At 37.6% G+C, this 26,261-nt stretch carries 27 protein-coding genes and 2 pseudogenes; 9 read left to right on the top strand and 20 right to left on the bottom strand.

Going from position 1 to position 26,261, the window contains the following annotated elements:
* The first annotated feature begins 206 nt into the window (after nucleotides 1–206).
* Nucleotides 207–1,976 carry a BlaR1 family beta-lactam sensor/signal transducer gene (locus EV207_RS18855; protein ID WP_207902973.1) on the top strand — a complete coding sequence of 590 codons (1,770 nt, stop codon included), beginning with the start codon at nucleotides 207–209 and terminating at the stop codon, nucleotides 1,974–1,976.
* A gap of 47 nt (nucleotides 1,977–2,023) precedes the next feature.
* Nucleotides 2,024–2,416 carry a penicillinase repressor BlaI gene (blaI, locus tag EV207_RS18850; protein ID WP_132747705.1) on the top strand — a complete coding sequence of 131 codons (393 nt, stop codon included), beginning with the start codon at nucleotides 2,024–2,026 and terminating at the stop codon, nucleotides 2,414–2,416.
* A 288-nt stretch (nucleotides 2,417–2,704) separates the two neighbouring features.
* Here blaI and EV207_RS18845 read toward each other — a convergent pair whose 3' ends face one another.
* From EV207_RS18845 to EV207_RS18835, 3 genes are all read right to left on the bottom strand, one after another.
* Nucleotides 2,705–3,481, bottom strand: a complete 777-nt coding sequence (locus EV207_RS18845; RefSeq protein WP_132747714.1) for a DUF817 domain-containing protein — start codon at nucleotides 3,479–3,481, stop codon at nucleotides 2,705–2,707.
* Between the two features lie 80 nt (nucleotides 3,482–3,561).
* A complete protein-coding gene (locus tag EV207_RS18840) occupies nucleotides 3,562–3,783 on the bottom strand; it encodes a helix-turn-helix domain-containing protein (protein ID WP_132747704.1) in 222 nt (73 codons plus the stop codon).
* A 10-nt stretch (nucleotides 3,784–3,793) separates the two neighbouring features.
* A complete protein-coding gene (locus tag EV207_RS18835; protein WP_132747703.1) occupies nucleotides 3,794–4,270 on the bottom strand; it encodes a DUF2975 domain-containing protein in 477 nt (158 codons plus the stop codon).
* A gap of 406 nt (nucleotides 4,271–4,676) precedes the next feature.
* Between EV207_RS18835 and EV207_RS18830 the strand changes: the two genes are divergently transcribed.
* Nucleotides 4,677–5,471: a DUF4396 domain-containing protein gene (locus EV207_RS18830; RefSeq protein WP_132747702.1), complete on the top strand. Its 795-nt coding sequence runs from the start codon at nucleotides 4,677–4,679 to the stop codon at nucleotides 5,469–5,471.
* A gap of 27 nt (nucleotides 5,472–5,498) precedes the next feature.
* Here the strand turns inward: EV207_RS18830 and EV207_RS18825 are convergent.
* From EV207_RS18825 to EV207_RS18800, 6 genes and pseudogenes are all read right to left on the bottom strand, one after another.
* Nucleotides 5,499–5,651: pseudogene (locus EV207_RS18825) on the bottom strand (carboxymuconolactone decarboxylase family protein); the annotation flags it as partial.
* 178 nt (nucleotides 5,652–5,829) lie between these two features.
* Entirely contained in the window at nucleotides 5,830–6,510 is a 681-nt protein-coding gene (locus tag EV207_RS18820) for an LrgB family protein (RefSeq protein WP_243647155.1), read from the bottom strand.
* Entirely contained in the window at nucleotides 6,492–6,893 is a 402-nt protein-coding gene (locus EV207_RS18815) for a CidA/LrgA family protein (RefSeq protein ID WP_132747701.1), read from the bottom strand. Before EV207_RS18815 ends, EV207_RS18820 begins: the two co-directional genes overlap by 19 nt.
* A 132-nt stretch (nucleotides 6,894–7,025) precedes the next feature.
* A complete protein-coding gene (locus EV207_RS18810; protein WP_165887013.1) occupies nucleotides 7,026–7,673 on the bottom strand; it encodes a GntR family transcriptional regulator in 648 nt (215 codons plus the stop codon).
* A gap of 404 nt (nucleotides 7,674–8,077) precedes the next feature.
* Nucleotides 8,078–9,526: an NADP-dependent glyceraldehyde-3-phosphate dehydrogenase gene (locus tag EV207_RS18805; protein ID WP_132747699.1), complete on the bottom strand. Its 1,449-nt coding sequence runs from the start codon at nucleotides 9,524–9,526 to the stop codon at nucleotides 8,078–8,080.
* Nucleotides 9,527–10,156: 630 nt separating this feature from the next.
* Entirely contained in the window at nucleotides 10,157–10,513 is a 357-nt protein-coding gene (locus EV207_RS18800) for a hypothetical protein (RefSeq protein ID WP_132747698.1), read from the bottom strand.
* Between the two features lie 299 nt (nucleotides 10,514–10,812).
* On the opposite strand from EV207_RS18800, the gene EV207_RS18795 reads away from it, so the two are divergent.
* Entirely contained in the window at nucleotides 10,813–11,595 is a 783-nt protein-coding gene (locus tag EV207_RS18795; protein WP_132747697.1) for a hypothetical protein, read from the top strand.
* A gap of 499 nt (nucleotides 11,596–12,094) precedes the next feature.
* Here EV207_RS18795 and EV207_RS18790 read toward each other — a convergent pair whose 3' ends face one another.
* Complete coding sequence (locus EV207_RS18790) at nucleotides 12,095–13,321, bottom strand: M48 family metalloprotease (RefSeq protein ID WP_132747696.1); 1,227 nt, start codon at nucleotides 13,319–13,321, stop codon at nucleotides 12,095–12,097.
* A 1,118-nt stretch (nucleotides 13,322–14,439) separates the two neighbouring features.
* Here EV207_RS18790 and EV207_RS18785 point away from each other — a divergent pair.
* Nucleotides 14,440–14,685, top strand: coding sequence for a hypothetical protein (locus tag EV207_RS18785; RefSeq protein WP_132747695.1), 246 nt, complete (start codon nucleotides 14,440–14,442; stop codon nucleotides 14,683–14,685).
* A 518-nt stretch (nucleotides 14,686–15,203) separates the two neighbouring features.
* Here the strand turns inward: EV207_RS18785 and EV207_RS18780 are convergent.
* Together EV207_RS18780 and EV207_RS18775 are read right to left on the bottom strand one after the other, a co-directional pair.
* The gene (locus EV207_RS18780; RefSeq protein ID WP_132747694.1) at nucleotides 15,204–15,668 is read right to left on the bottom strand and encodes a phage tail protein; all 465 of its coding nucleotides are present in this window, start codon (nucleotides 15,666–15,668) and stop codon (nucleotides 15,204–15,206) included.
* Nucleotides 15,669–15,689: 21 nt separating this feature from the next.
* On the bottom strand, nucleotides 15,690–16,169 hold the full coding sequence (locus EV207_RS18775) for a GyrI-like domain-containing protein (RefSeq protein ID WP_132747693.1): 480 nt from the start codon (nucleotides 16,167–16,169) through the stop codon (nucleotides 15,690–15,692).
* 110 nt (nucleotides 16,170–16,279) lie between these two features.
* On the opposite strand from EV207_RS18775, the gene EV207_RS18770 reads away from it, so the two are divergent.
* Nucleotides 16,280–17,242: a helix-turn-helix transcriptional regulator gene (locus EV207_RS18770; protein WP_132747692.1), complete on the top strand. Its 963-nt coding sequence runs from the start codon at nucleotides 16,280–16,282 to the stop codon at nucleotides 17,240–17,242.
* Between the two features lie 176 nt (nucleotides 17,243–17,418).
* Here EV207_RS18770 and EV207_RS18765 read toward each other — a convergent pair whose 3' ends face one another.
* Complete coding sequence (locus tag EV207_RS18765; protein WP_132747691.1) at nucleotides 17,419–17,769, bottom strand: DUF2200 domain-containing protein; 351 nt, start codon at nucleotides 17,767–17,769, stop codon at nucleotides 17,419–17,421.
* An 18-nt stretch (nucleotides 17,770–17,787) separates the two neighbouring features.
* Nucleotides 17,788–18,225 (bottom strand): VOC family protein, encoded by a 438-nt coding sequence (locus EV207_RS18760; RefSeq protein ID WP_132747690.1) that lies wholly within the window; start codon nucleotides 18,223–18,225, stop codon nucleotides 17,788–17,790.
* A 723-nt stretch (nucleotides 18,226–18,948) separates the two neighbouring features.
* Here EV207_RS18760 and EV207_RS18755 point away from each other — a divergent pair.
* Nucleotides 18,949–20,349, top strand: a complete 1,401-nt coding sequence (locus tag EV207_RS18755; protein WP_132747689.1) for an MFS transporter — start codon at nucleotides 18,949–18,951, stop codon at nucleotides 20,347–20,349.
* A 543-nt stretch (nucleotides 20,350–20,892) separates the two neighbouring features.
* Here EV207_RS18755 and EV207_RS23545 read toward each other — a convergent pair.
* From EV207_RS23545 to EV207_RS18730, 6 genes and pseudogenes are all read right to left on the bottom strand, one after another.
* Nucleotides 20,893–21,417: pseudogene (locus EV207_RS23545) on the bottom strand (YjgB family protein); the annotation flags it as partial.
* Nucleotides 21,418–21,465: 48 nt separating this feature from the next.
* Nucleotides 21,466–21,921, bottom strand: a complete 456-nt coding sequence (locus EV207_RS18745; protein WP_132747687.1) for a hypothetical protein — start codon at nucleotides 21,919–21,921, stop codon at nucleotides 21,466–21,468.
* Nucleotides 21,922–22,049: 128 nt separating this feature from the next.
* Entirely contained in the window at nucleotides 22,050–22,538 is a 489-nt protein-coding gene (locus tag EV207_RS18740; protein WP_132747686.1) for a hypothetical protein, read from the bottom strand.
* Between the two features lie 191 nt (nucleotides 22,539–22,729).
* The gene (locus tag EV207_RS18735; protein WP_243647154.1) at nucleotides 22,730–23,548 is read right to left on the bottom strand and encodes a DUF4362 domain-containing protein; all 819 of its coding nucleotides are present in this window, start codon (nucleotides 23,546–23,548) and stop codon (nucleotides 22,730–22,732) included.
* A gap of 297 nt (nucleotides 23,549–23,845) precedes the next feature.
* The gene (locus EV207_RS23770) at nucleotides 23,846–23,977 is read right to left on the bottom strand and encodes a hypothetical protein (RefSeq protein ID WP_279389207.1); all 132 of its coding nucleotides are present in this window, start codon (nucleotides 23,975–23,977) and stop codon (nucleotides 23,846–23,848) included.
* The gene (locus tag EV207_RS18730) at nucleotides 23,977–24,222 is read right to left on the bottom strand and encodes a hypothetical protein (RefSeq protein ID WP_132747684.1); all 246 of its coding nucleotides are present in this window, start codon (nucleotides 24,220–24,222) and stop codon (nucleotides 23,977–23,979) included. Before EV207_RS18730 ends, EV207_RS23770 begins: the two co-directional genes overlap by 1 nt.
* 211 nt (nucleotides 24,223–24,433) lie before the next feature.
* Here EV207_RS18730 and EV207_RS18725 point away from each other — a divergent pair, with 211 nt between their 5' ends.
* Nucleotides 24,434–25,441: a DUF3231 family protein gene (locus tag EV207_RS18725; protein WP_132747683.1), complete on the top strand. Its 1,008-nt coding sequence runs from the start codon at nucleotides 24,434–24,436 to the stop codon at nucleotides 25,439–25,441.
* Between the two features lie 23 nt (nucleotides 25,442–25,464).
* Nucleotides 25,465–25,929: a hypothetical protein gene (locus tag EV207_RS18720; RefSeq protein ID WP_132747682.1), complete on the top strand. Its 465-nt coding sequence runs from the start codon at nucleotides 25,465–25,467 to the stop codon at nucleotides 25,927–25,929.
* Nucleotides 25,930–26,261: the final 332 nt, after the last annotated feature.

The raw sequence follows: 26,261 nt of genomic DNA, 5'->3' as shown, positions 1-26,261 counted from the left end.
ATTTATTGCATAAGATCTTATTTCTTTTTGCTTGGACTACACGTGTAATAAAATACTACATTTGTAATCCATACATGTCAAATTAATATTTTTGAACTTAAAAAGATCACCGCTTTTATCCACTCAGGTCCTGTCTATTTGTTTACAAATTGATAGCTTGATAAAATGAACAGATGAAATGCAGATTGGAAATGGAGACGAATGGCATGTTCTTCACTCATTTTATAGTCAGTTTTATAGTGTCTTCTTTTATGGTTGCCATCATTATGCTGATCAGGAAAGTGTTCTATAAGCAATTATCAGCTAAATGGCAATATAATCTATGGTTTCTTTTGCTCATTGCCTTGACTCTGCCTTTTATACCGAATGATTGGTTTGACTTTGGAAAAACCTTTACATTCGATTTTCATCATAGCAATGAACCAAGTCATTCGATTGCCTCCACCGGAGATCATGCAGCAAAAAACGGAAATTGGATGCAGGACTTTACGTTATCAGTCAATCGTTTCGACTTGACATTCCTGAATGACATAGTAGCCTGTGTGTGGATTATCGGGATGTTAATCATGACTGCTCTATCAATACATGCTTGGTTTAAGTTAAAGAGAATTAAAGACTCGACATCCAGCATCAAAAATATAGACGTCTTAGTGTTATTCGAACAGTGCAAAAAGAGGTTAGATATATCGAGACATTTGATCATTGGAACATCGCCGCTTATCAAATCTCCTTTGACGTTCGGCCTTTTTAAGACCTATGTTGTGCTGCCGGATCATTTTGATGAGTGGCTGTCTATGGACGATATCAAACACATCTTTTTGCATGAATTGAATCATTATAAATATAAAGATATTGCAACAAATTACCTGATCGTCTTTTTTCAAATTTTATACTGGTTTAACCCTTTTGTTTGGGTTGCCTTCAGGGAAATGAGATTAGATCGTGAAATGGCTTGTGATATTGCTGTATTAAAATCTTTGGATAAGCACTCCTATCCAGAATACGGGAATACGATTATTAATTTTGTAGACAGATCCGCGCGGCTGAGGTATTTTACTTTGGCCAATCAGTTAAACGGTTCCAAGGAGCAAATAAAAAGACGCATTGAAAATATTGCAGCTTTTACAACCGAATCAAAGCTGCTGGGACTAAAAAGCATCATGATCTTTATGCTCTTGGGGGTCATTGTTGCAGGTCAAGTTCCAATCATTTCTGCAATGGCTTATGATGATAGACGTTATGATTTTAATAGTGAACGGACAGTGTATGAGGACCTGAGCAAGTATTTTGCCGGATATGAAGGCAGCTTTGTATTATATGATTTGCAAGCTGATCAATATCGTATCTATAATGAAAATAAAAGCACATTAAGAGTTTCGCCGGATTCTACTTACAAGATCTATAGTGCATTGTTTGCATTGGAGTCACATGTCATCACAAGAGAAAACTCCACAATGAAGTGGAATGGCAAGCCCTATCCTTATGATTCTTGGAATATGGATCAGAATTTATCTACAGCAATGAAAAATTCAGTAACCTGGTATTTTCAGGATTTGGATAAAAGAGTCCATAAGGATAAGATCCAAGCTTATCTAGAACAAATAGACTATGGCAATCAAAATCTTTCTGGGGGACTCTCGCAATATTGGCTGGAATCTTCATTGAAAATTTCCCCAATAGAGCAAGTAAAATTGCTTAAGGCTTTTTATACAAACGCATTTGGATTTAAAGATAAGAATATCCAAACCGTTAAAGATATGATCAAATTAGCAGAAAAAGACGGCAGACTGCTCTCTGGAAAAACCGGTACGGGAAGTGTCAATGGAAAAAATATTAACGGTTGGTTCATTGGCTATGTTGAAACCAAAAAAGATACGTATTTCTTCGCTGCTAATATCCAAAATGAGGATAATGCCTATGGAAGCAAGGCAGCAGAAATAACGAAATCTATATTAAGGGATAAAGGCATATATTAGGCATTTAAATCAAACAAATGGCTTTTTAATGCAGGAGGAGGATAGTTGTGTCAAATAAATTACCTAGCATATCGGACGCAGAATGGGAAGTCATGAATGTCCTTTGGGAAAAATCTCCGCAAACAGCGAGTGGCGTCATTTCCTCCTTGCAAGAACAAACGGATTGGAAACCGAAAACAGTACGCACACTTTTGGATCGTCTCGCGCAAAAAAAGGTGATCGGTGTAAATAAAGATCAAAAAGTCTATACGTTTTTTCCGCTATATTCCCGGGATGAATGCCAGCAGGCCGAGGCGAAGTCCTTTATTAAGCGAATTTACGGCGGCACGTTAAAGTCGATGCTCGTTCAGTTCATGCAGGAGGATTCCTTGTCGGAAGAGGATATTAAAGAATTACGTTCAATTTTGGATGAAAAGTCTGAGAAAAAGAGAACAAAATGACGTTGGGGATGCGTTCCAGGAAAAAAGGCCTCGACTGGCATCAAAGGTTGGGTTTGGGTGACCGTGGATCGAAAAAAAGCGCTTCGGCGGTCACGATTACGGGTTATTCGTGCCCGCGGATTGGTAAATCGGCCTTACAAAAAAGAGAAAACCATTCGCAAAAATATACTTTTACGAATGGCTTCTTATATTATTCCAATTTTTCAAAAATATGCCGCTGCCTGTGTACTGTTTCTGTTGTTTTCACTAAACTTTTGAATATAATTCCACTACTTTCCATGTTTGTTTTTAACTATTTTTATTGCTGGTGTTCCCCTTAACCTGCTTTAACGTCGCTACTATAAGAAAGCTAACGATCACTAATAAGAGCCATGAACTCACCTTTCCTAGATGAACAAGGCTCCAGCTATCGGTTTGGTTTGGATATTCCCAAGCTCCAAAAAATGTTGCGATATTTTCGGCTATCCATATAAAAAATCCGATCAGCACAAAAGAAAGTGCAAGCGGCATCCGGCAACGCGTGCCATCAACCTCATATGTGACCCATGACCGCCAAAAGACGATAATGACAAGTCCGGATAACCACCAGCGAACATCAATCCAATAATGGTGGGTGAAGAAATTCAAATAAATCGCAGCTGCAAGAGGCACAACGACCAAAAACGGCGGCCACTTAACCAGTTCAACCTTCAGCCTCCTCCACGCCTGGCAAAGATAACTCGCCACACTTGCGTACATGAATCCGCTATACAGAGGCACCCCAAAAATTTTGGAGTACCCCTCCTCCGGATAAGACCAGGAGCCCATATGTACCTTAAAAAGTTCAAGAGCAAGTCCAATGAGGTGGAACATTGTGATCACCTTTAGTTCATCCCGTGTTTCAAGCCCAGAATGCACCATCCCCCACTGCATCAGAAGGCAGATGATGAGCAGCCAGTCATATCGCGGCAGGAAAGGAAGCGGCAGGAATTTTGTAAAAGCCAAGGAGGCAAAAATAACGACAGGAAACAAACATGATAGGGCCTGCTCCTGGCCAAAACGAACGAGTTGTTTCAGCGCTCTCATGATTTGTGCCTGCACAGTCTTTTTCTGAGCATCATTTTGAATCGTTAAATTCATGGGTAACCCCTCTTTTATGAATTTGTTTATTCTTGAGTATCTTCATCACTTCGGTATTCCAAAAGATCTCCGGGCTGACATTCTAATGCTTTGCAAATCGCCTCTAAAGTTGATAATCGAATCGCTTTTGCCTTTCCATTTTTCAATATAGAAAGGTTAGCCATTGTTATACCAACCCGCTCCGAAAGTTCCGTTACGCTCATTTTTCGTTTAGCCAGCATCACATCAATGTTGATTATAATCGCCATGTTATTCACCTCAGACCGTTAAATCATTTTCTGATTTTATATTAATAGCTTCTTGTAAAAGTCTTTGGAGAACAGCAGCAAAGACTGCGATCACCAATGAGGCAAAAATAATGATCAATCCTATTAATATGATCCCTGGGGCTCTCTCCGCCATGAAATAAAAGAGTGGCATGCCTGCTGCATACAAGATACTGATTGTGATTGCAAAATATTTTATATTCTTTAAAGCTTTTACAGAAATTTGCGAGAAAGCTATGTTCTTGTCAATATAGCTTAAAAGTCTTAAAGCCTGATACAGAGCAAAGTAAAAAGGGATCGCCGCCGCATACATGAAGATGAAAACGGGATATTTCATATAAGCAATATCTTGATCCAATTCTGCTGCATAATTCGCTATCTCGGGCACTAAAAAGATGCACAAAGCAAGAACTAGGATGCCAATAAGAATAACAGCTATCTTTAAAAAGAGGGTTGATCCTCGTTTCATAAAAAGCACCTCATTTATTTATTGTCAATTTTAATTTAGCATATGGTTTATCGTTTTACAATAAATAATTATCGATTTTAATTATACTTTTATCGATATGAAAATATATCTTTATTTTTTTAGAGAAAGCTAAAAAGCATTCCTTATGACAAGAAATGCTCTTTAGCTTTAAACATTCAATTTATAACTCGTTTACTCCTGCTCGTTAGTTCAAGAAGCATATGCAGCCATGGCCCTCATTTGTCTTTCATCGCCTTTATGAAAGACATTTCAACCATGTGGGAAACCCAATGCTTTTTTCATAAAAATAGAGGGGCAGGGAGAGGATAGGTTTTAAATCAAAAAATACGGGTATTATAACCATATACCATCCCCAGGTATAGCGCATTATGAAAGGAATGATGATATGACCTGGTTAGAAGTTGTTTCGTGGATCGCCATCGTCATAGGCATTTTGCAAGCGATCCTCATTACGATCGATGTTATTCGGTACCCGCAAAACATGATGCCGATTATGAATATCGTCTGGCCTCTGACTGGCCTTTATTTCCCTATTTTTGGACTCTGGGCTTATTACGGGCTGGGAAGGGCCAAAGGGCAAATGGACATGAAGATGGACCATATGGATATGAAGCACATGAATATGGAATCCGGTATGGATATGAGTATGAATCATGAAGAGCATATGGATCATCACCATGACCACATGGAACACCACGATCACGGGGATATGCACCATCATGAACACGGCAATAAACCCTTTTGGCAGAGCGTTTTTGTTTCCACCACGCACTGCAGCAGCGGCTGTTCTCTCGGTGATATGATCGGCGCCCCTCTGGTGTTTTATACAGGCTTTCTCATTGCAGGTTCGATGCTTTTAACAGATTACGTGGTCGAATTTATCTTGGCCTTTATTTTTGGCATTGCCTTTCAATACTACGGCATGGGCTTTCAAAAACATGACCAACCCGGAAAGGCGATTAAAGATGCTATCAAAGCAGATACATGGTCACTCATTTGCTTTGAAATTGGCATGTTCGGATGGATGGCGCTTGCCTATTATGTGTTTTTTGCGCAAATGCCTGAACTTAACACTGCGGTCTTCTGGTTCATGATGCAGTTAGCGATGATGCTTGGATTCTGTACCAGCTACCCTGCCAATTGGGTTTTGGTGAAAAAAGGAATCAAGCATGCCATGTAGCCCTTCATAACAGGATGAGCAAAAGTTCTAGAACCTAAAACCGGTGATAATAATGAGGGAAAGGACATCAATCCAGTAGGGACATAAGGTAGCATGCGCCACCGCAGCAGCGATGATTTCTTTGAACTTCCTGCTTAGTTTTCCTTCTCTCATAGCTGCCGCACTAAACTGGGAGTAACCTTTAAAGGCGTCCGTCGCGTAGCGTTTTTTAAATTAATCAGAAAGTATAACTTTCTGACGCACATAAGTGCAACTACGCCTCTGTCTTCACCAAAGGCTCGCCAATCGGCGAGTTTTCTTTAGACGTATCTGTAGTAAGCAATCGTCTTACATGTATAAGTAAACTTGAGAGGTTTTCTCAAATGTGAAATAGCCATACAACGATTGGCCCTAAAAAGGAGCCAATGATTGCACATAATGTCATCGTAACAGAACTCATCGAAAAAGTTAGTTCATTGTATTCGGCAGCTTTTGAAGTTCCTATGGCATGTGAAGCACTGCCAAGGGCGATACCTCTGCCAATGGGACTATGCACTCGAGCAAACTTAAAGATAGTGGGAGCTATTATTGCGCCAAAGATCCCTGCAATCATGACGGCTACGATTGTCATCGAGGCATTTCCTCCTAATCCTTTAGACACTTCTATTGCAACAGGGGTTGTAATAGATTTTGGGATCAATGAAAGAATTAATGTATGATTTATCCCGAACATCTTAGACAATATGCCAATACTGACCATTCCAGTAATGGCACCAACCAAAGCCCCTCCTAATATGGGGAATAAATTATTCATTAAAAAACGGCGTTGTTTAAACAAGGGATACGCAAGGGCTACAACGGATGGCCCTAAAAGGGAATTGATCCATTGCCCGCCAATCATATAGCTTTTATAGGGAATATGGAGCACTAAAAGGATAATGATTATAAGCGTAGTCGCAGTTAAAGCAGGAATTAGTAGTGAGTAGGAATACCGCCTGTAAATTTTAGTCATCATAAAATAAGTGACGACGGTTAATAAAATCATACAGATTGCGAACATTTGCTGCACTCTCTATCATCCTTTCTTTTTTGTGCTTTTCTCTCAAAAAGTTGACCTGCGATCCCTGCTATTGCAATGGAAATGATGGTACTTAATAGAACGGCTATAGCCAGCAAGGCACCATGAATAGAAAGCAAGGAAGGATAGTTCATGATGCCGACTGTTGCTGGAATAAAAAATAATATTAATATCCTCAGCAGAAAACCTGCTCCATTCTCAATAAACTTTACTGGAATAACTTTTAGACATAAACAAATGAAAAGTAATATAAGACCAATGATACTGCCTGGAATGACCAAGTTAAAAAAGTTATGAACAATGTTTCCAACGAAATTAAAAAGATACAACATACAAATTTGCAAAATGATGATTAAAAATTTCATGCTGACATTTCTCCTCTATTTAGGAGTATCCTCTATACTTTCCTATAAAATTAACTTAAAAATGTACGTCACTATTCATCGACTAAAAGATGTGATTGGTGGACTCTCACCTTTTGTCTTTTCCATTTACTTCTAAAGATCTACTATTAATGTCTTATATGTGTTATCAATATGGCTCAAAACAGCATCTGTTGTTTGATGTAAATTCCGTGCTTTTAACCCCTCAATAATTAAATTGTGTTCGTAATAAATTTCATCTATGCTTTTTCCGGCCTTTAATGCAGCGAATCCGTACCAATTAAAATGGTCGGTGAGGTTTTGGATTAATTGATACAGTCGATGATTCTGACTTAACTCCGCTAGGAACAAGTGGAAGGACGAATCATGGTAAATAAACTTTAAAGGGTCTTCCTTTAAGTCAAATAATTGTTTATCCATCTTCTCAATCTTATAGAATGTTTCGTCATCAAGAAGAGGAATGAGCAGCTCGATGACCAATACTTCATTCGCCTTTCGCAGTTGGAAAACCTCATCAACATCGTGTCTATTAATGTTTTTGACTAAAATGCCTTTTCTTGGTACAGACTGAATCCACCCTTCTAGTTCTAGCTGCTGCAAGGCTAACTTTAATGGGGTACGGCTAATCCCAAGGCTCTCACTAAGTGAACGTTCGTATAACATGGATCCAGGTTCGATTTTGTGTTGAATAATTCCCTGCTTAATTTCCTTATATGCATGATCCTTAAATAATTGGGGTTGTTCTGCCTTTAAGAAATTCATCCATTTCATCCTTTATCATAATAGTTGTTAGATCTTAAGGGATTATCAGTCTTGTTCATAATCTACGAAAAGTTGAAAAGAAGCATGGCATCTGGAATACCAGATGCCAATGGAAATAGTATAGCATTTGTTTCACTTCTTTACAACCTTTGATAAGGTTAGAGTAGCAGATCACGGGGATGCAGGGGGATCCCCGCAAAACGCGAAGTTACCACGTTAAGAACTTAAATAGTAAAGAAAACTCGCCGATTGGCGAGCCTTTAGCGAAGACAGAGGTTTAGTTGCGACGCACAGGACGTGCTAGTACTGGCGTTGTAACAGGATGTTACGTCTTTAGCCAGTACACTTATGTGCGTCAGAAAGTTATACTTTCTGATTAACCGAAAGAAAATAAACTTTTATCCTTAGCTCATATTGAGAACGGTAACTTTTTCACGGGTTACGGATTCAATACTTTTGCGAATGCCTTGCACACCTAACCCAGATCCTTTCACACCGATAAATGGGAAGTGATCCGGTCCCCGTTCCGTTTTACCGTTGATTTGAACGGAACCAACCTCTAGTTTGTTACTGATACGGATTGCTTCTTCCGTATTTTTCGTGAAAACACTGGCTTGCAGACCATATTTGGACTCATTGGCAATTGTTACTGCTTCCTCAATGTTTTCTACACGAATAATCGGTAGTACAGGGCCAAATGGTTCCTCCCATGCAATAGCCATGTCTGTTGTTACATTGTCCAGCAACACAGGAAAAACTAGGTTCCCTTCACGCTTAATAGCAGTTAGAGGAGTAGCTCCTTTTCCTACAGCATCATCCACCAGATGCTGAACAAAATCTGCAGCTTTCTCGTTGATTAACGGCGTAACAGCGGCATCATCTTCAGGCATCCCAACTTTTAGAGCCTCAATTTCGGTTTTTAATTTAGCAACTAAGGCTTCTGCTACTTCGTCTGTTACTAGGACACGCTTAATTGCGGTACAACGTTGTCCAGAATAGGAAAATCCACCAGCTACGATATCTTTAGCCGCCTTTTCCAGATCGGCATCATTCAGCACTAGTGCCGGATCTTTTCCGCCTAATTCGAGGATGACTGGAATCATTGAAGCCTTTTTAGAAATGTATTCACCAGTTTCCGTTCCGCCTGTAAAGTTAATCAAGTCAATGGAAGGATGAGTCGTCAAATAATCGCCGACCTCAGACCCCTTTCCTGTTACAAGGTTGACAAGCCCTGAGGGAAGCCCTGCCTTGTCCAATGCCTTAATCATTAACGTTCCGCTGATTGCGCCTTGTGTCGCAGGCTTAAAGACAACCGCATTTCCCGCTATCAAAGCAGGTGCAATTTTTGAAGCCGACAGGTTGACTGGATAGTTAAATGGGGAAATAGCAAGAACTACACCTAAAGGTTCTCTTTGTACCATTGCAAGCTTGTTTGCACTTCCGGCGTTGAAGCTTCCGCCATTAATCAATTCACCGTGAATTCGTTTGCCCTCTTCCGCTGTATATTTAATAAAATCTGCGGTTCTTACAACCTCTTTTTCCGCAGAGGAATACCCTTTGCCGACTTCCTTCATGATGGTTTCCGCTAGTTCCTCTTTCATCTCAAGCAGCTGGTCTGCCCATGCATAAAGCAATTCAGCACGCTCACTAAATGAAAAGTTTGCCCAATCTTTTTGGGCTGCCTTCGCTCCTATTACAGCGAGGTTCGCTTCTCTTTCCGTCATCGCCTGTATGGCACCGACTGGTTTTCTGTCGGATGGGGAAAGATTCTCAATAGTTTTACACGATGCAGACTCTCTCCATTCTCCATTTAATAAAAATTGATACGTATTTGCGATTAATTGTGTCTCCATTCCACCAAACCCTTCTGATTTCGTTATAGATTGCCAATTTTAAATATGTTTTTCATATTAATTGAGAAAGCGCTATCAAGTCAATGGAAAATTGAGATAATTTTAATTTATCAAAAATGTGTTCAAAAGATTGTCTACTGGGAGAACCTAAATAATATAAGTCGATATTTATTGACAACATGTTCACAGTAAGGCACGCACAACAAATAATGGTTAAAGAGGCTGGGACAGAAGTTTTTTACTAGCAGAAAAATCCGAACTCATTCAGACACCCTATCTGAATCGTTCGGATTTTATTTATACTAAAAAACAACGAAGCGCTCCGTCAAAATACTTCGCTTTCCACGGGCACGGCCTTTAGCCTCCTCAGAAAGCAAAAACCGCTTTCTTGCGGGTTAGCATTACATAAAATCCCAATCCCCTAAATTATAAATAAATTCATGCCATGAATAAAAGATCAAATGGCATAGAAAATGAAAGAAATACCGAGAAAACAGAAGATCGCGACTTTTGATTATAAACCTTGATTTTGCATTATTTCCCGTACCCCAAAAAGGCCGGGATCGGCGAAAATGACCGAATACGGGCGGTTTTGATGTGGGTCGTTTCTCATAAGAAGGGTTATGTAAACTAAGTCCAAAAAAATAGGCTTTTTATCTTAAAATAAACCAATTTCCCCTTTATAGTACATACCAATTTTATTTTTTTCAAACAAACCCCCAAAACTGCATTAGGGTTATCAGCGTAATCTTGGGATGCTGATTCATTTACTGTGTAACATTTTCCATCAATCTTATTTGATTTATAATTATTGCCAATATCAGCTGTAAAGGCTTGAATAAAATGACCATTTAGAAGAATGACTCGTCTTATCGATAAACTTGCTGAAAAAGATGTTCCGACGTATAAAACTAATAAGATAATAATAGCAAAGATTAATTTTCTAATATTTTTATTCAGCTTTTTTCCCCATCTATTAATTACCATTAAGTTACTGATCTCTTTTTAGCTAAGATTACATAAAAAATAATCCCAAACAGTGTCCCTAAAAATAGTTGAGGAGTAGTGAGACTATAAGGTATTACAAAGCCTATTAGTATTGTTAAAATCATTCCAAGTATATACTTCTTTGATAATTTATAAGCTATATAACCTAGTCCACCACTTAAAATTAGAGTAAAAATATCTAAAATTATAATATATACCAAAAAAACCACTTCCTTATATTCGAAGTTTTGTTTACACTATCAATTGTATAACTTATATTTGGAAAAGAAGGGTTTTTTGTGAAAAAGTTTCTTGTTTCTTCTATTTCTTTACTAGGTTTGCTATGTTTGACTTTGTTTATCGGAAGCAGCAACCACACTTTTGCAAAAGGAGGTGAGTTAACACCTTCAGATTACTCTGAAATAAAAATACATATGGAAAAAGACGGTGCCTCTGAAGAGGATATTTCCAATGTTATCAAAAAATTAAAAGAGGGTAAAACCTTAGATTCTGAAAAGGCAATGGTAACCGAAAAGCCTAAGGCGTTTTTTTCAAATGCACAAATTTCAAAATCTCAAGATAGTGAAAATGATAGTTTTAGTATAACAGATGAAAATCCGGAAAAAACATTTAGATTCGAAGATGGTTCTTATATTAAACTAGGATTAAAAATTGAAGATACCAATTTAGAAAAGTATTCTCAACCACTGCAAATAAATACGCTATCGAGTAGTGGAATATTTAAAACTGTTACAGTTAAGGATAGTAGCATTTTTGGTTGGGCTTCATATAGGGCAAAAATCTACCTTGATACAAGATACAACGACTATATTGATGATGTATATTCACCAAATATTCATACTTTGACAGGAACATTCGCTGATGAGCGACTTACAATTAATAGAAAATATGAAATACGTTCTCAAAACATAACAGCTAAGGCTTATCTATATTTCAAATTTACTAATGCGCAAAATATGAGTGCTAAGACAACCTATCTTAAAGTGCATGCAGGTGACAAAATTAACGATAGATATGGAATATGGGTTTCATTTACCGATGGTAGTGCAAAGTACTACTAATTAAGAAGTAAAGCAGGGCGGAAAATGACCCTGCTTTATTTTATCGCTCCATCTCCTAATCGTCACGATTACGTTTGGAAGGACGCTGCATTTTTTGCTTCTTCTGTTATTCTTGATGGTCACGCCCTCGATCCTACTTGATCATTGCGTTAACCTTTTTTGGGTGTCCTCCTTTTTGTTTTTAATATGTTTCCCAGGTGCACTTAGGGGTCGTTTCCATACGTGATGGGAAGCTACAAGGAAAAAGATGTGTTCAACCGCACAGAATTATTTAAAAATGGTCGTTTTTCCGGTAAGTACCAATTAGTTTAAAGGGCGCTATGGAAATCAAAAATTTAAGGCAGCGTGTCGCGCTATTTAAAACCATATTTCGGTGGTATGTTTTCCGCGAAATGTTGGTGAAACTCCATAAAGAGACCGATCTCTATTAGAGAATCGGTCTTTTTACGTTCTCATAACGATGATTATGTAAACTAAGAAATCCCCCAAACAGTCTCCTTTACTCTTCAAGAATAGCGACCCCTTTATTGAGATCATCTTGATGGCGTTCTACTTCTTCCCATGAACCCCCAGACTTTTGAATGATCCATTTGACCCGCCGGTCCATTAAACGTTTGACTTTTCTGGGACGACCCTTCAACTCTTTGACCTTAAGTAATGCTGTGGCAAAGTCCCGATAATCCACACCTTGATTTAAGACGTACTGGTCAGCTTTTCGCTCCATAATACGAAAAATAAAAGGTAATAAAACACGAGAGTATAAAACCAAACATATGACGTATATCAAAACAGTTGTAAAAACAGGGACTATTACCCAACTAACATTTTCATACCAGTTAATAAAATACGCCACCCCATACAGTGGAAATAATGAAAACAGCAAAAGTGCATTACGAATCAACGAATGTCTCTGTTTGATTTGACCGATGCCACATGCCACTAAACTCTCAAGCTGTTTCATAGTAAGGTCATTAAAATGATCCTCCGCAAAATAAAAATATTTCTTTCTATAGCCTGTCACGATAACATTGTTCTTTTTTCTCTTTTGCTTTGACTGGAAGGTATAAAAGCTTACGTTCTGAATGCCTTCCTTTTTTACATAATTCTGAAGACGTTGTTTAAGTTCTTGATTCACCAACGGCTCAACATCCATGACTTTCCCGAATAAAAGTGGTGTCAAAAGACTAATGCACAGTATGACAAGAACAAATAAAACCATAAATCCATACCCATTATAAAAGTCGCCAAAAGGCTGACTGACAAGCCCATAGGCGATAAAACATATAACAACTAAAAAAATAAAAAGCATGGATAACACACGTATGGTTTTCCCTAACTTGTCTTTCCTCGTGACAGTAAATCCTCGAATTTCCTTTGATACGTTAAACGAGATCTGCTGATTTATCATGATAATAAGCAAAAATACAAAGAACGCTGCCAATAGACTCATATAGACGACAAGATAAGGATAGTCGTAAAGAACTCGAGAAAGTTGCGTCCAAATCAGTAAATTGTTCAAAATAAAATCCAGAAAAACCAACAGTAAGTATAGATATTTATTAAAAAACTTAACCTGTTGAAGAGTGTGTTCTGGAGACTTTGTTTTCTGATGGACATGAAAAATATAAGAATTCAACCAAAAGACATAAAGAAAAATCACCGCCAGACCAGCAATTCCAAAAAGGATTTTATTGGTCAACGATAAATAAAAAAACCAAGAAATCATTAAGTTGCCTCCCCCTTTATCTACATAAACCGTATGCGGCATTATAACCTATTAGCGTGCCCAGGTATGAAAAAATCTCTTATTGCTTTTTGATCGCCTTTTAGTCGTTCATCGCCTTTATGAACGACATTTCAACCGCTCTTTGGCCGTCTTTTGTCGTTCATCGCCCCTATGAACGACATTTCAACCGCTCTTTGGCCGTCTTTTGTCGTTCATCGCCTTTATGAACGACATTTCATACCCTTTTTGATCGCCTTTTGTCGTTCATCGCCTTTATGAACGACATTTCAACCCCTATTTGATCGCCTTTTGTCGTTCATCGCCTTTATGAACGACATTTCATACCCTTTTTGATCACCTTTTGTCGTTCATCGCCTTTATGAACGACATTTCATACCCTTTTTGATCGCCTTTTGTCGTTCATCGCCTTTATGAACGACATTTCATACCCTTTTTGATCGCCTTTTGTCGTTCATCTCCCCTATGAACGACATTTCAACCGCTCTTTGGCCGTCTTTTGTCGTTCATCGCCCCTATGAACGACATTTCATACCCTTTTTGATCGCCTTTTGTCGTTCATCACCCCTATGAACGACATTTCATACCCTTTTTGATCGTCTTTTGTCGTTCATCGCCCCTATGAACGACATTTCTCCTGTTCTTTTATCGATCTTGGGCGTTCATCACCCTAATGAGACCCCTTTCTCTCGATCGTTTACTTATTTTTTGGGTCTTCAGTTTAATTCGCCGGAGAGCGTAAAAGCGGGTATCCAATATATTAAGCATCCATGACGGAGCGGCGACGGTCAATTATTTTATTGTGTGCCTTTTTAATGCAACATTCGTTTTATTAAACCCATCATACAACAATTGCCCGCAAAAAAATGACGACTTACAAAGGCCTTTATGCTTTTGGCGGGCCATACCAAAATGCCATGACCATTTTACAAGTTAATTATCTACCAAGCTATATTCTATAATTCCCTAACTAGCAAGAAAGTGCCAAAAGCTCATCGCTGAAGGGGAGCCATTATTCCCCAATTGTTGCACCTATTTGATGTACTATTTATTACGGTTGATTCCATATAAAAGTACGAACTATGATAGGAACAATGATTATGAATAGGAGAAAAAACGAATTAGAAACAATACCAATTTTACCAAAAGCATCTTTCCTTCCAAACAAAGAAAGGATAAGCCCAATAATTGAACCACCTATTATTAAAGGAATGACAACTTCATCTGGAAATAAATCAATACCGTTTAGGAACAAAATACAGACAATTAAACTAAAACAAAATAAAATAACCGACATTATATTAAAAGATCCTTTCAATGCTTCCACCTCCCCGTTTGTGGAATAACCAAGAAATTAGAACCCTAAAAATCCCAATCCTTCCATAAGTAATATAGTATTATGAAAACTGTTACTTGGAAATATAGATGTACCTATATGGAACTCATGCATAGGCTCACCTCCAAAAAATTGTACTGCTGCCGAAATAGCTGTGTTGAAGATTCAGAAACGAATATACTGAAATTTTTACGTTTTATTGGAATTAATGGTTTCAACTAAAATGATGCCTTCTTTACCGAAAGCGCCCGTTAATGGAAACAGCCATTACAACAATTTCTTGTTTTTTATAAGATCTCTTTAAGGCATATTATCGGAATAATTCAAATTTACAACAATAAGGAAATTCCAATACAAAAAAGCCCAACTTCATCCTAAATCAACTGAGGAATTGGGCCTTTTCATTACTTCATTAAAGCGCCATTTAAGGGAATAACTAAAATTGGGTTTTCAAGCTAGTGAAAGCTCTTTTTTACCTAGAGAGAAAATAGCTTTCACTAATTTCCTCAACTTCCGCTTTTGTTTCCTTTAATATTCTCCTTTAATTACAAAAAACGAACCCCGAATTGTTCCAGCTAGTTTGGACTTTTGCCTGGCGAACTTAAACTTCCCTTCTAACTCCTTTGGTACCTCCATCCCCTCAGAAAGCTTAAAACCAACGGCCCGCCTCGATGGGCCATCGACTGTATACATCACGTTGACAGCAAGACCATCCTCATAAAAGACGTAGGCGAATTTGATATTTTCCACTTGAAAACGCGACGTTTCTAAAGGTTTGGCCGCAAACGCAATATCACGTTCTTCTTTCAAAATTCGGTTCACATAATCAAGGGTTTCGCAGGACTCGCTAGCTGGTACAACCGTAAATTCGTGCTTGTATTTGTTCATAAAGTAACGGGCTTCATTAGCACGCAAACCAGCAAGCGCTTCTACTACAGGTGAAGATTCTAAACCAACCGCAGACACATTTTTAAAATTAACGATATTGGACATCTCCATCCCTCCTCTAACTCTTTATTTCCTGACAACAGGAATCCACATTTCACCAAAAACTAAGCCGTTTTGCTGTCCCATCTCAACCGTAGTATTTGGCCCGCCAACATAGGCAAAATCCTTTGCTTCTGGCAAGACTTGACCGAAAGCAATGCCGGAAAGCTTATTATTCAATTCCTCAGCCGTGTTCCCTTCCCCTTTAACAACTAGGTATTCCCCCTTAGGAAATTGGATCACTCTGGCTTCTTCTGGTGCCGATGCCTCTGTCATGACGCCAGCATAATGCATCATCTTGTTGTTCACCGCTTCGTTCACGGCAAAAACATAGTCATTTGCGGCTATCGCTTTTAAAGTGTCAAGCGTTCCATCTTGGCCCGCGGTCTGCCAAAAGTCTGACTTTTCCTTGTTTATGCCGGCAAAGTCTGTGTAATCGCTCTTAAGCTCAGTTCCCAAACCTACAACGATAAAGCTGTCTTTTTCTTCTAAAGTATAATCTGCCATATTCAAAACCTTCCTCTTCTTTAAATTTATCAAATGACTTTTCTTCTTCACTTGATGGTTATATAATAACCTTAAATCATGTCAAAAAATGATACTGTTTAGGAGGCCCGATGAAAAAAGTTGAACGGATTAATACCATCATGCGGTATATCAACAACCGCTCCCACTTTACAATTTCTGAAATCATGCGGGAATTTAACATTTCTCGTTCGACAGCTATTAGAGATATCAGAGAAATTGAGGCCATGGGGATGCCGCTTGTCGCTGAAGTTGGAAGGGATGGGGGTTATTTTGTCATGCACAACTCTGTCCTGCCCGAAGTTCGATTTACTGATAATGAGGTTAAAGCTCTTTTTATTGCCTTTATGGCCACAAGAAATCAGCAGCTCCCCTATCTAAAGAGTCGTCATTCTTTAGCTGAAAAATTACTTGGCCTTATCTCAGAAAGCCAGCAAGAGACCCTCGTTCTTTTAAATCAAACCTTGCTTTTTGAAGGCACCAACCCCAATAATCCCGACCTGCTTGATCTGTCAGACCTCCCGCATCCCATGTTAGAAAAACTGATCCAAATCCTGCTTTTGGATAGCTATTTATTGATTACCATCGAAGAAGAGAAGGAGATAAAGTCTTATCCGATTTATCTCTTGCACCTATATCAAGAAAAAAGCGTTTGGCTGATTGAAGGCTTTGACTTAAAGGAAGAAAAGAAGCAAATTATCCCTGTCGACAACCTCACCAATGTCAAACCCTACCCGGCGAAAAAGAGATTAAGCAAGAAAAAGATTTTAGAAAAAATAAGTAAGCAGGAAGAAGTCATCAACCTTGTCCTTGAACTTGGTCCAAAAGCGATTGCCCAGTTCAAAAAATACCATCCTTTAAAAGTTTCAATTTCCTATACGAATCCTTACCAAACCACAGCCATTCTAAAGACTTTTATCAATGTTAATAAGCCCGAAGAAATGACTGAAATGACAAATTGGCTGCTTTTCCTAGGTGGGGATATCAAGGTCAGGGAAGTGCCAGAAGAAATCCTAGAAGGTTTACAAGTGAGATTAGGCTTATACTGCCCATAAGCATTTGCGAGTTATAACCCAAATAATTTTGAGTTTTGTGAGGTGATATTTTGAGTACGGTGTACGGTTCCCCAGTATTAATTCTAAACTGCATCTGGACAATCTGGCTCTTTGCCGCAATAAAGGCGTTAATCTTATTCCAGATTTGCGCCCGAGTGTTTCTTCGTTTTTAATTATTATTTCCGCAAAATCTTCTCCATCGCTTTTCCCTTTGCTAACTCATCGATGAGCTTATCCAAATAGCGAATTTCCTGCATCATTGGTTCTTCGATATCTTCCACTCGGACGCCGCAGACTACACCTTTGATCAAAGTCCGTGAAGGATTCAATTGGGGAGCTTCCGCAAAGAAGGTCTCAAAGTCTGTCTGTTTTTCCAGTTGTACTTCTAGCTCTTCCTGACTGTATCCCGTCAACCAACGGATGATTTCATCGACTTCTGATTTTGCACGCCCTTTTTTCTCTGCTTTCGAAATATAGTGGGGATAGACTCTTGCGACACTCATTGTATAAATCTTATGTTTGGACATGATACATCCTTCCTTAAATTATTTGATTTGCTCCGCCAACTCTAAAATAATTCCCTCTGGTCCACGAACGTAGCATAATTTATAAGCGTTTTCGTAGTTTTGTATCTCACCAAAAAGTTCCGCGCCTTTCTTTTTCAATTTGGCAACAACGGCTTCAATATCTTCAACAGCAAATGCAATATGCTGGATACCCAAGGTATTTGCAAAAGATTGCTGAATACCTGTTTCATCTGACGGCGTATGGAATTTGACCAGCTCTAAAGTTGCCTGGCCGTCCGGCATCCCTAACCATACAACTGTCTCTCTAACGTCATTAAGCCCAATTATCCGTTCCACCCACTCTCCTTTCACTTCTGTTTCCCCTAGCACTTCAAGTCCAAGGTTAAGAAAAAAGGCTTTAGCGGCAGGAAGATCATTTACGATTACACCCACATGATCTATTCTATGGATTTTCATATCTCATTCCTCCTATGTTACTGAGTTTATCACATATGTCTCCTAAAGATTTCTTCTCGATTGCATAATAGCTTTTCCTCTTTATCCTACGAAATGGCCCATAAGGGGAATAGCGGGTTCAAGTCATGCAACTACAACTTTATTGTCATCCAACAGCCGAACTAAAGATCCCCGTTAGTTCAACATATCTCATACTGCTTTTCTTAATTTTTTGGGCGGTTTTCCTTTAGTCAATTTTTTACCTAGGTTAATCGAAGGAACCTCAACCATATAGTAAGCGATTGGAAATACACCTAGTGTTGTCATCACACCGAGGATTTAAATCAACCAAATATCTAGAAGTCCGTATAAAATATTCACAAAACTAAACATAGAAATAGCGGAATCTGAGTCCTATAAAATGTCGCTTTTGCAGATATCCTAATCAAACTCGTAAATCGTCGCCATCGCCCGGCGCGCCAGCCCCGCGGGCATCATCGCAATCACCTGCTCGCTGCCCGACACCATTACATTGATTTTCATCACCTAAAAAGAAAATTTAAAGTGAACATTACTCCCCGTTAGTTTAACAAAGGATATTAATAAAGTAAGGGGTTCTTTCGACAAAAACGCGGATATCGCACGGACACTTTTGGGATATTAAAGTTGTGAGCAGTAATCATTAAGCAATATCGTTTTAGTAAGGAATAATTATATACCATGTTAAGGAGTTGACATGATAAATTGAAATTTAACAAGAAAAAAATCAACGTTGTAGATATTCAACAAACTAAGAAAAGTGTGTTTGCTACAGGGATAGGAAACGCAATGGAATGGTTTGATTTTGGCTTGTATTCATATTTAGCTGTTATTATTAGTCAAAACTTTTTTAGTGCTGTTGAGAATGATCAGCTGAAATTAGTGTTTACATTTGCAACATTTGCGATTGCCTTTTTAATGCGACCATTAGGCGGTGTTATATTTGGTAAGATCGGAGATAATTTAGGAAGAAAAGTCGTATTAACAACCACGATTATTTTAATGGCTCTTTCCACATTATTAATCGGTTTATTGCCTACATATGATCAAATAGGTATATGGTCACCAATACTCTTATTAATAGCCAGAATTATTCAGGGTTTTTCAACTGGCGGCGAATACGCTGGCGCAATGGTCTATATTGCAGAGTCTTCTCCAGACAATAAACGTAATATGCTTGGGAGCGGATTAGAAATTGGTACGCTCGCTGGTTATATTTTAGCATCGCTGCTTGCCAGTACACTCTTTATCGTTCTATCTGACGGGCAGATGGCTTCATGGGGTTGGAGAATACCATTTCTGCTTGGCTTGCCTTTAGGGCTTATCGGGTTGTACTTAAGAAGCAGTTTAGAGGAAACACCGATTTTTGAAAATGAACTTTCTGAGGATGGCGTTCAAGAGGAAAGTTTCCTGTCTATTTTAAAAAACCACAAAAGAGATATTCTTGTATGTTTTGTAGCTGTCGCATTCTTTAATATCACAAACTATATGTTATTATCATACATGCCTTCTTATTTAGATGAGATTATTGGATTATCCAGTACAGTCGGAACCGTATTAATTACTATTATAATGTTTATTATGGTGCCGCTCGCTTTAATGTTTGGAAGGCTCAGTGATAAAATTGGAAACAAGATTGTTTTCTTAATTGGTTTAGGCGGATTAACCTTACTGTCTGCCCTGGCATTTTATTTAATAAACCTGAATGCCTTGGTATTTGTTTCTTTGGGTATTCTAATTCTAGGTGTTCTGCTTTCAACTTATGAAGGCACAATGCCCGGATCGTTACCAACCATGTTCTACACAGATATTCGATATAGAACATTAGCTGTGACCTTTAATGTCTCTGTTTCAATATTTGGCGGAACGACCCCACTCGTTTCAACATGGCTAGTCCACCAAACTGGGAATAACTTGGCACCAGGCTACTATCTAACAATCGTTAGCATTGTCGGATTCTTAGTGATATTATTCTTGTTCCGCAGCACTACGGGAAAATCTCTAAAAGGTTCTTACCCAACAGTTGCTTCTAAGGCTGAGTTTAAAGAAGCTGTTGAAAATCCAAAAGATTCATTATGGTGGCAAACGGAACAAAAAGAAAAATAAAGAGAACTTCCATCAATGTTTTGTGGCGGGAGTTTTACGGTCAGTTGCACCGGGATAAATCGAATTGAAAAGAGCCACATCAATTGAACAGCTACCCGAAATATGGACACTCAAAAAAGAGCGTCTGTATTTCGGGTTAAATACGCTCTTTTGTGTTCTTCACCAAAAGTATATATTCCTTGTTGTTATCACCTATAAATTGTATCCCTTTAATCAAGGGATCAAAATGAGCTATAACTTGGGGAAAATCGGCTTTTTTTATTTATTGATATAAAAATTGAATGAGGTTAACAATGGTCAGTATTCTGATTTATAGGCGCCATCTTGATATACCTTGTATAAACCTACTGTTCCGGTTCCTCCCTTTTTCTGCATAGATCTAGAGGTTAATTTTATAGTATAGTATGATCCACTTTTATCTGTCTTTAGATCTCCGCCCATATCACTAAATGCTATATCATGATTGTTATCCATTTTCAATTGATGTCTTAAATATTTTGCAGCAGCAGTTCCACTAGAAATATGTGTTGTGTCAGCGGTGGTTAAGTTCACGTGATTCACCGTTTGATCAAAACCATTGATAATCGGGTTATCACCAATTACAAAATGAAGTTCGTAATCACCTGTATTATAAACGTAATCCGTTTCATCTGTACCCGGGACTTTAAGAATTTTATCTGCAATACCCAGTTGTTGTCCTAATAGATCAGGTGTAATGCCTCCAAGATTTGTTTGACGTTCTACGCCCGTTCCGAAATTACGTATTTCTGATATGGTATTGTCTTCATTATAAGCAAATCCATATCCGGGTTGCCCCATCTCCCAGCTATACAAGTCAAATTGACCATCAACCTTTTCAGGATTGCCTAACCTGTTGTGAACATCTTTTTTAGTACTTTTATTAATTTTAAGATCTTGGACATTCCCTGGCATTTTTCCCTGAAAGGCATCATTGTAAAGACCGTGCAGTGTATTTATTGCGCTTTGATTTGTAGCGTGAGTATGGGAGGTGCCAGCCTTTTTAGATGCTGCATGTGCAGCATGCTTGCGGCAACGCCTAGTTTCGATCCATCTGGAATCGTGGCGGCGGCGTCCGTCAAGAACCAGACGGGATATTTATGTTTTTTTTATATGACCTAAATCACAAATATATTGAAAACCATACAGTAGTAAAGCTCTTAAAAAGTCGATTGCTAAGTATTGAAATTTCGTTAATCTTACTAAGGAAGCTATTTTGTAACGTTTTAAATATTTTAGTCCAAGAAAGGTAAATAAAAATTGAAAAACGATATTGGAAATTAAATATAACGGAAACTTGCCGTAAGTCATTTTTAACATCCAAAGGCTTGTAACAAAATAAGGACCAAGATTTAAGAAATCCACGCTTTTAAAAGGTGGCATTCCTTTATAAAATCGCCACCATCTTTTTTGTTTACCGTACATATCTATGGCTTTTACGAATGTACACATAAAAATCGCAGCTGGGAGATACCTTTTTAATGCACTGCGACCTAAAAACGGCATGGTTAGCCATGGAACAATAAGCATGGCTATAAAGAGTAACTTTTTCATTTATACACCCTCCAATATTGTTAGAGTGTGCAATTATAAATAGACCAATTCAAAAGGACGCCTACTTATTAAAGAATTGCTCCCTTTTGTTTAATTCTTCAAATTTTTTTGTGTGATAAAATTCTTATTCAAGAATTTTGCTTAATCATTTCTTCTACGTAATTTAAGATATTAGGATATGGGGCGTTTCCTTCCAAGAATTGTGATACCATAACCAAAGGTAATATAACTATATCCCTCTTCTTTGAATAAAGAACACTATAACTCCCACGATTATAGACTCCATCAAGTTTGGATGAATAATGGTATACAGACTCAAACTCATACCAGTAAAAGTCTTGCTTGATATTATTTTTAATAACTTCTCCGATATATGCACCTATGCGATTCACGAAGTTATCAAAATGCTTATTCAACAATTCGGTACCAATTACAGTATTCATTAATCTTTTTGCATATAAATCAATATATCGAATGCTTTCAACAGTGAAATCTAAATTTCCTTTGGTAAGGTTTTCTTTATCCCAGGCATCTTCTGAAACATCCTGATACATTAATTTCGCTATACCTTTTAAATCATCTTTTCTTAACTTTGTTTTGTATAAGAAACCAAACATACGTTGGTAATACCCCTTTATCAATTTTTATTTAAACTAATTATAACTCATATTTCTCTATCCAGCCCTTTGGCATAGTAACAATTATTCCAAATACCCGATATTTGTAAAATTGTTTATGCCATTAAATGGCCCTTTCATGCAAAAAAAAGACGCAGATCCTTACTCTGGATTTGCGCCCTATATGAAGGTTATTTTCTTTCATGATCATTAATTATTGGAAGTAACCGATATTCCCAATTGGTTCTGCATTCCTTCAATATATAATACCCATTTTCCTTATCTTTCGATATACTTCCACATTGCTGCGGCGCATTGTTAAAAACATCTTGAGTGTCACTTTTTAACTTTCTAAAGTAATTCAAATCGGGCTTAACATCAATCCAACCTTGATTTACCTTTTCATCATATCTTGATTGCAAATCATAAATAAGTGCTCCCCGTAATTCATCATACTTTACGACTCTAATTTTGCTTTCTTTGTGATTCTGAGCATTTTTTATAAAATCTTCAAGTCGATCCTTATTTTTTAAAACATGATTCTTTAAGATAACATCATCTTTTTTTGGAATATATTTCGGAAGTTTGTTTTGATTTTGTTTTACCGCCGTTTCTTTTTGTCCTGCATTTTTATCCGGATTGTATTGTTTAGCCGTTGGCGAAATCTTACCGTTTCTTATATCCAATTGCTTTTGGGCATTTGCAATCGCCATTACGAGTCCTAAACCAAAGAATGTATTGGCGTCGCCCTTTCCTTTTGGTTTAATCCTCGAAACGAGTTTAGCCGCATGATCAATCTGTTCCTGCGTTGTTGTAGTCTTGATTCTGGCAGTAGTTAAACTGTCCCAATCTGACTGTATAAATAAATATTTTACCGAATCCCCTGCTGATTTGATTGCTTGAACGGAAGGATCTGGAACTGAAGAAGTGGTTTCTTTTGCACAACCATATGTACCGAAAGTAATGAAAACAAGAAGAACAAGCCATAATACTCTTTTCTTTTTAGTCATTGTCACATACTTATCCTCCCTTCACCCTTTAAGAATCTTCTAAACATCATTAAGGGCCTCTCATCCAAGTTCCAACAAAGTTGTTTCATTCCGGCGCAACTTTTACTTAATTAAAGCGCCCGACTGCTTAACTTGTACTAATAATCGTCCCAAAAAAGCGCATTATTCGTTAAACACTTCTATCCATTAGCTCAAAACCCTGTTTATTCAACAAAAAGATCCAATTCTGATGTACGCCTTCCTATCCTGCGAAAGCGCCCATTTGCAGCAGTATATGTACTTCAAGTAATACTAGAGTTAACCAAACTCCCCACGAACAACTCGGTTTACATCAATTACGTTTTTAACCTGATCATAAAGCTTTTCAATCCGTTCATCATTATTAGTTAAACTGGTCGTAATAAGTTGTCCATCATAAAACAGATTCATTAGATTCTTCTCACCTTCATTAAAGGATCTTTGCGTATATGGATAACAAAATTTTTATTTCCTGTATGATAAACCATCGTTCCTTCTTTTGCATTAAAAAACTCTTTATTTGCATCTGTATCTTTGATAGCTCGAATTGGGGCCACTTCATCAACTATCTTCTTATCACCTTCATAATGATAATCCAAAATTGAAACCAGAAGAAGTTGATTAGGAAATAATTCACGAGCTTCATTCCATTTCATTTTGCATTCCCTCCTTATCATCATTATAAATTAGAATAAGGCTTTATCAAATCAAATGGCTAAGCACAAATGACCTCCGATTATTCAATATTAGCGCCCTTTTCTGGAATAAGCATATATCCTTGTCTATAAGGTACGAATTGTAAAAATGGCTATAAATAGGCCAACATACTTTGCTATAATTTGGGGATTTTAAAAATGAGGTGATTATATGGATAAAGAGAATTTAAAACTCACAGCTTCCGAAATAGGATCACTATGGGGTGAGTATGTAAATGGAACAATGACAGATGCAGTAAATAGGTACATGTTTTCTATTATTGAAGATGAGTCGATAAAGGAAATTTTTGATAGTGCTATCAAGACATTCGAAAAACAAAAGAATCAAATAGCAACTTTTATGGAGAATGATGGTTTTCCAGTTCCGATAGGGTTTACTGAATCTGACCTTAATAAAGGTGCAGAAAGATTATTCACTGACATATTTTGTTTGAATTATTTACACATCATGACTTTACATGGTTTGTTAGGACACACAACTTCATTAAGCGTTTCTGTCAGAAAGGACTTACGGGATTTTTACGATTCATGTGATAATGACGGTAAAAGGATGTATCATCAAACCATAGAGTTAATGCTTAAAAAAGGAATTTTTCAGAGAGACCCTTTATTTTATCCTACAAAAAAACCGGAATTTGTTTCTAGCCAGGATTTCAAAGATGGAATTTCAGGAAAAGGAAGACGTTTAGCTGCCACTGAAATCATAGGTACCTCTTTCAACCTTAAAAAAAGTGTTATGGCTAAATCTCTTTCTATTGGATTCAGCCAGGTCACTCAATCAAAAGAAGTAAGAAAGTTTTTAGAGGATACGGAGAAAACGTCTGATAATCAAATACAGTCGATTTCAAAAATAATGCATAAGGACAATTTACCAATTCCTAAGTCAATGGAAACGGAAGTAACAGTTTCAACGGATTCTCCGTTTTCCGATAAGTTAATGTTATATCATATTGGTTTCTTGTTCCAAACTGCACAGGTGTATCAGGGGGCAGGGTTAGCATCAGCAATGCGAACAGACCTTGTAACAACTTATGAAGGCATCATTCTAAAAAATCTAATGGTAACAAAAAAGTGGTTTAATCTTATGGAACAAAATAAATGGTTAGAACAACCACCACTTGCTCCTAACAGAAAAGAAATTGCAAAAGATAAATCATAAAAAAAACATCTGGGTATGTACAAATGAATAAGCGTCCATTTGAAAAAATAATGTGGAGCATAGCATTACCTGGATTTGGTCAATTATTAAACGGAAAATATATCAAAGGCATTGTAATGATTTTTTTAGAGTTTCTGGTAAATGTACAGGGGAATTTTAACGAAGTCATACTTCTAAGTTTTCATGGGGAAATTGAAAATGCAATTCAACAAGCCGATTATCAATGGCTCATGTTTTACCCTTGCCTATACTTTTTTGCAATGTGGGATGCCTTTAAGGATGCAGGTGGGGGAAAATCACCATTTTCCTTTTTGCCGTTTGTATTTTCAGCCTATTTCGTGACCGTGGGAACGATCTATTCGTCTAAACTAACGCTATTCGGTGTATTGCTCGGACCAATTTGGCTTCCCATATTAAGTGTGATTCCAGGTTTGCTTGTGGGATTTCTATTACAAAGGATCATAAGCAAAAAGCTAACCATTTCGTGATTGGCTTTTTTATTCCTAGCTAAATTTGAAAGACTGTATAAACATTCATTTCCAGTTGACATAATTCTTCTATTAAGAAGTAAGATAAGGAGCCAAACACAGTATGATTTCAAGAGTTGGGCTCTTTTCCGTTTTTACTCGTTTATACAAGGTTTTGTACATTTCCGATTTATCAATGTTTTGAGCCTCTTAGAATCTTGACAGCTGCATAAAAAAGTGGGTTTTATGCAATCTCTTATTCATACGAATAGGTAAGGGTTTGACGTTATCGCTCCCTTTTCCCCTCGTTTGCACCGCACGTGCAACTTTCATCGCATACGGCGCTCCAACTA

It is taken from the genome of Scopulibacillus darangshiensis (assembly GCF_004341035.1).
GTDB classification, from domain to species: domain Bacteria; phylum Bacillota; class Bacilli; order Bacillales; family Sporolactobacillaceae; genus Scopulibacillus; species Scopulibacillus darangshiensis.
Note: the sequence above shows the minus strand (reverse complement) of the source record. Positions and strands in the feature narration are given on the sequence as shown.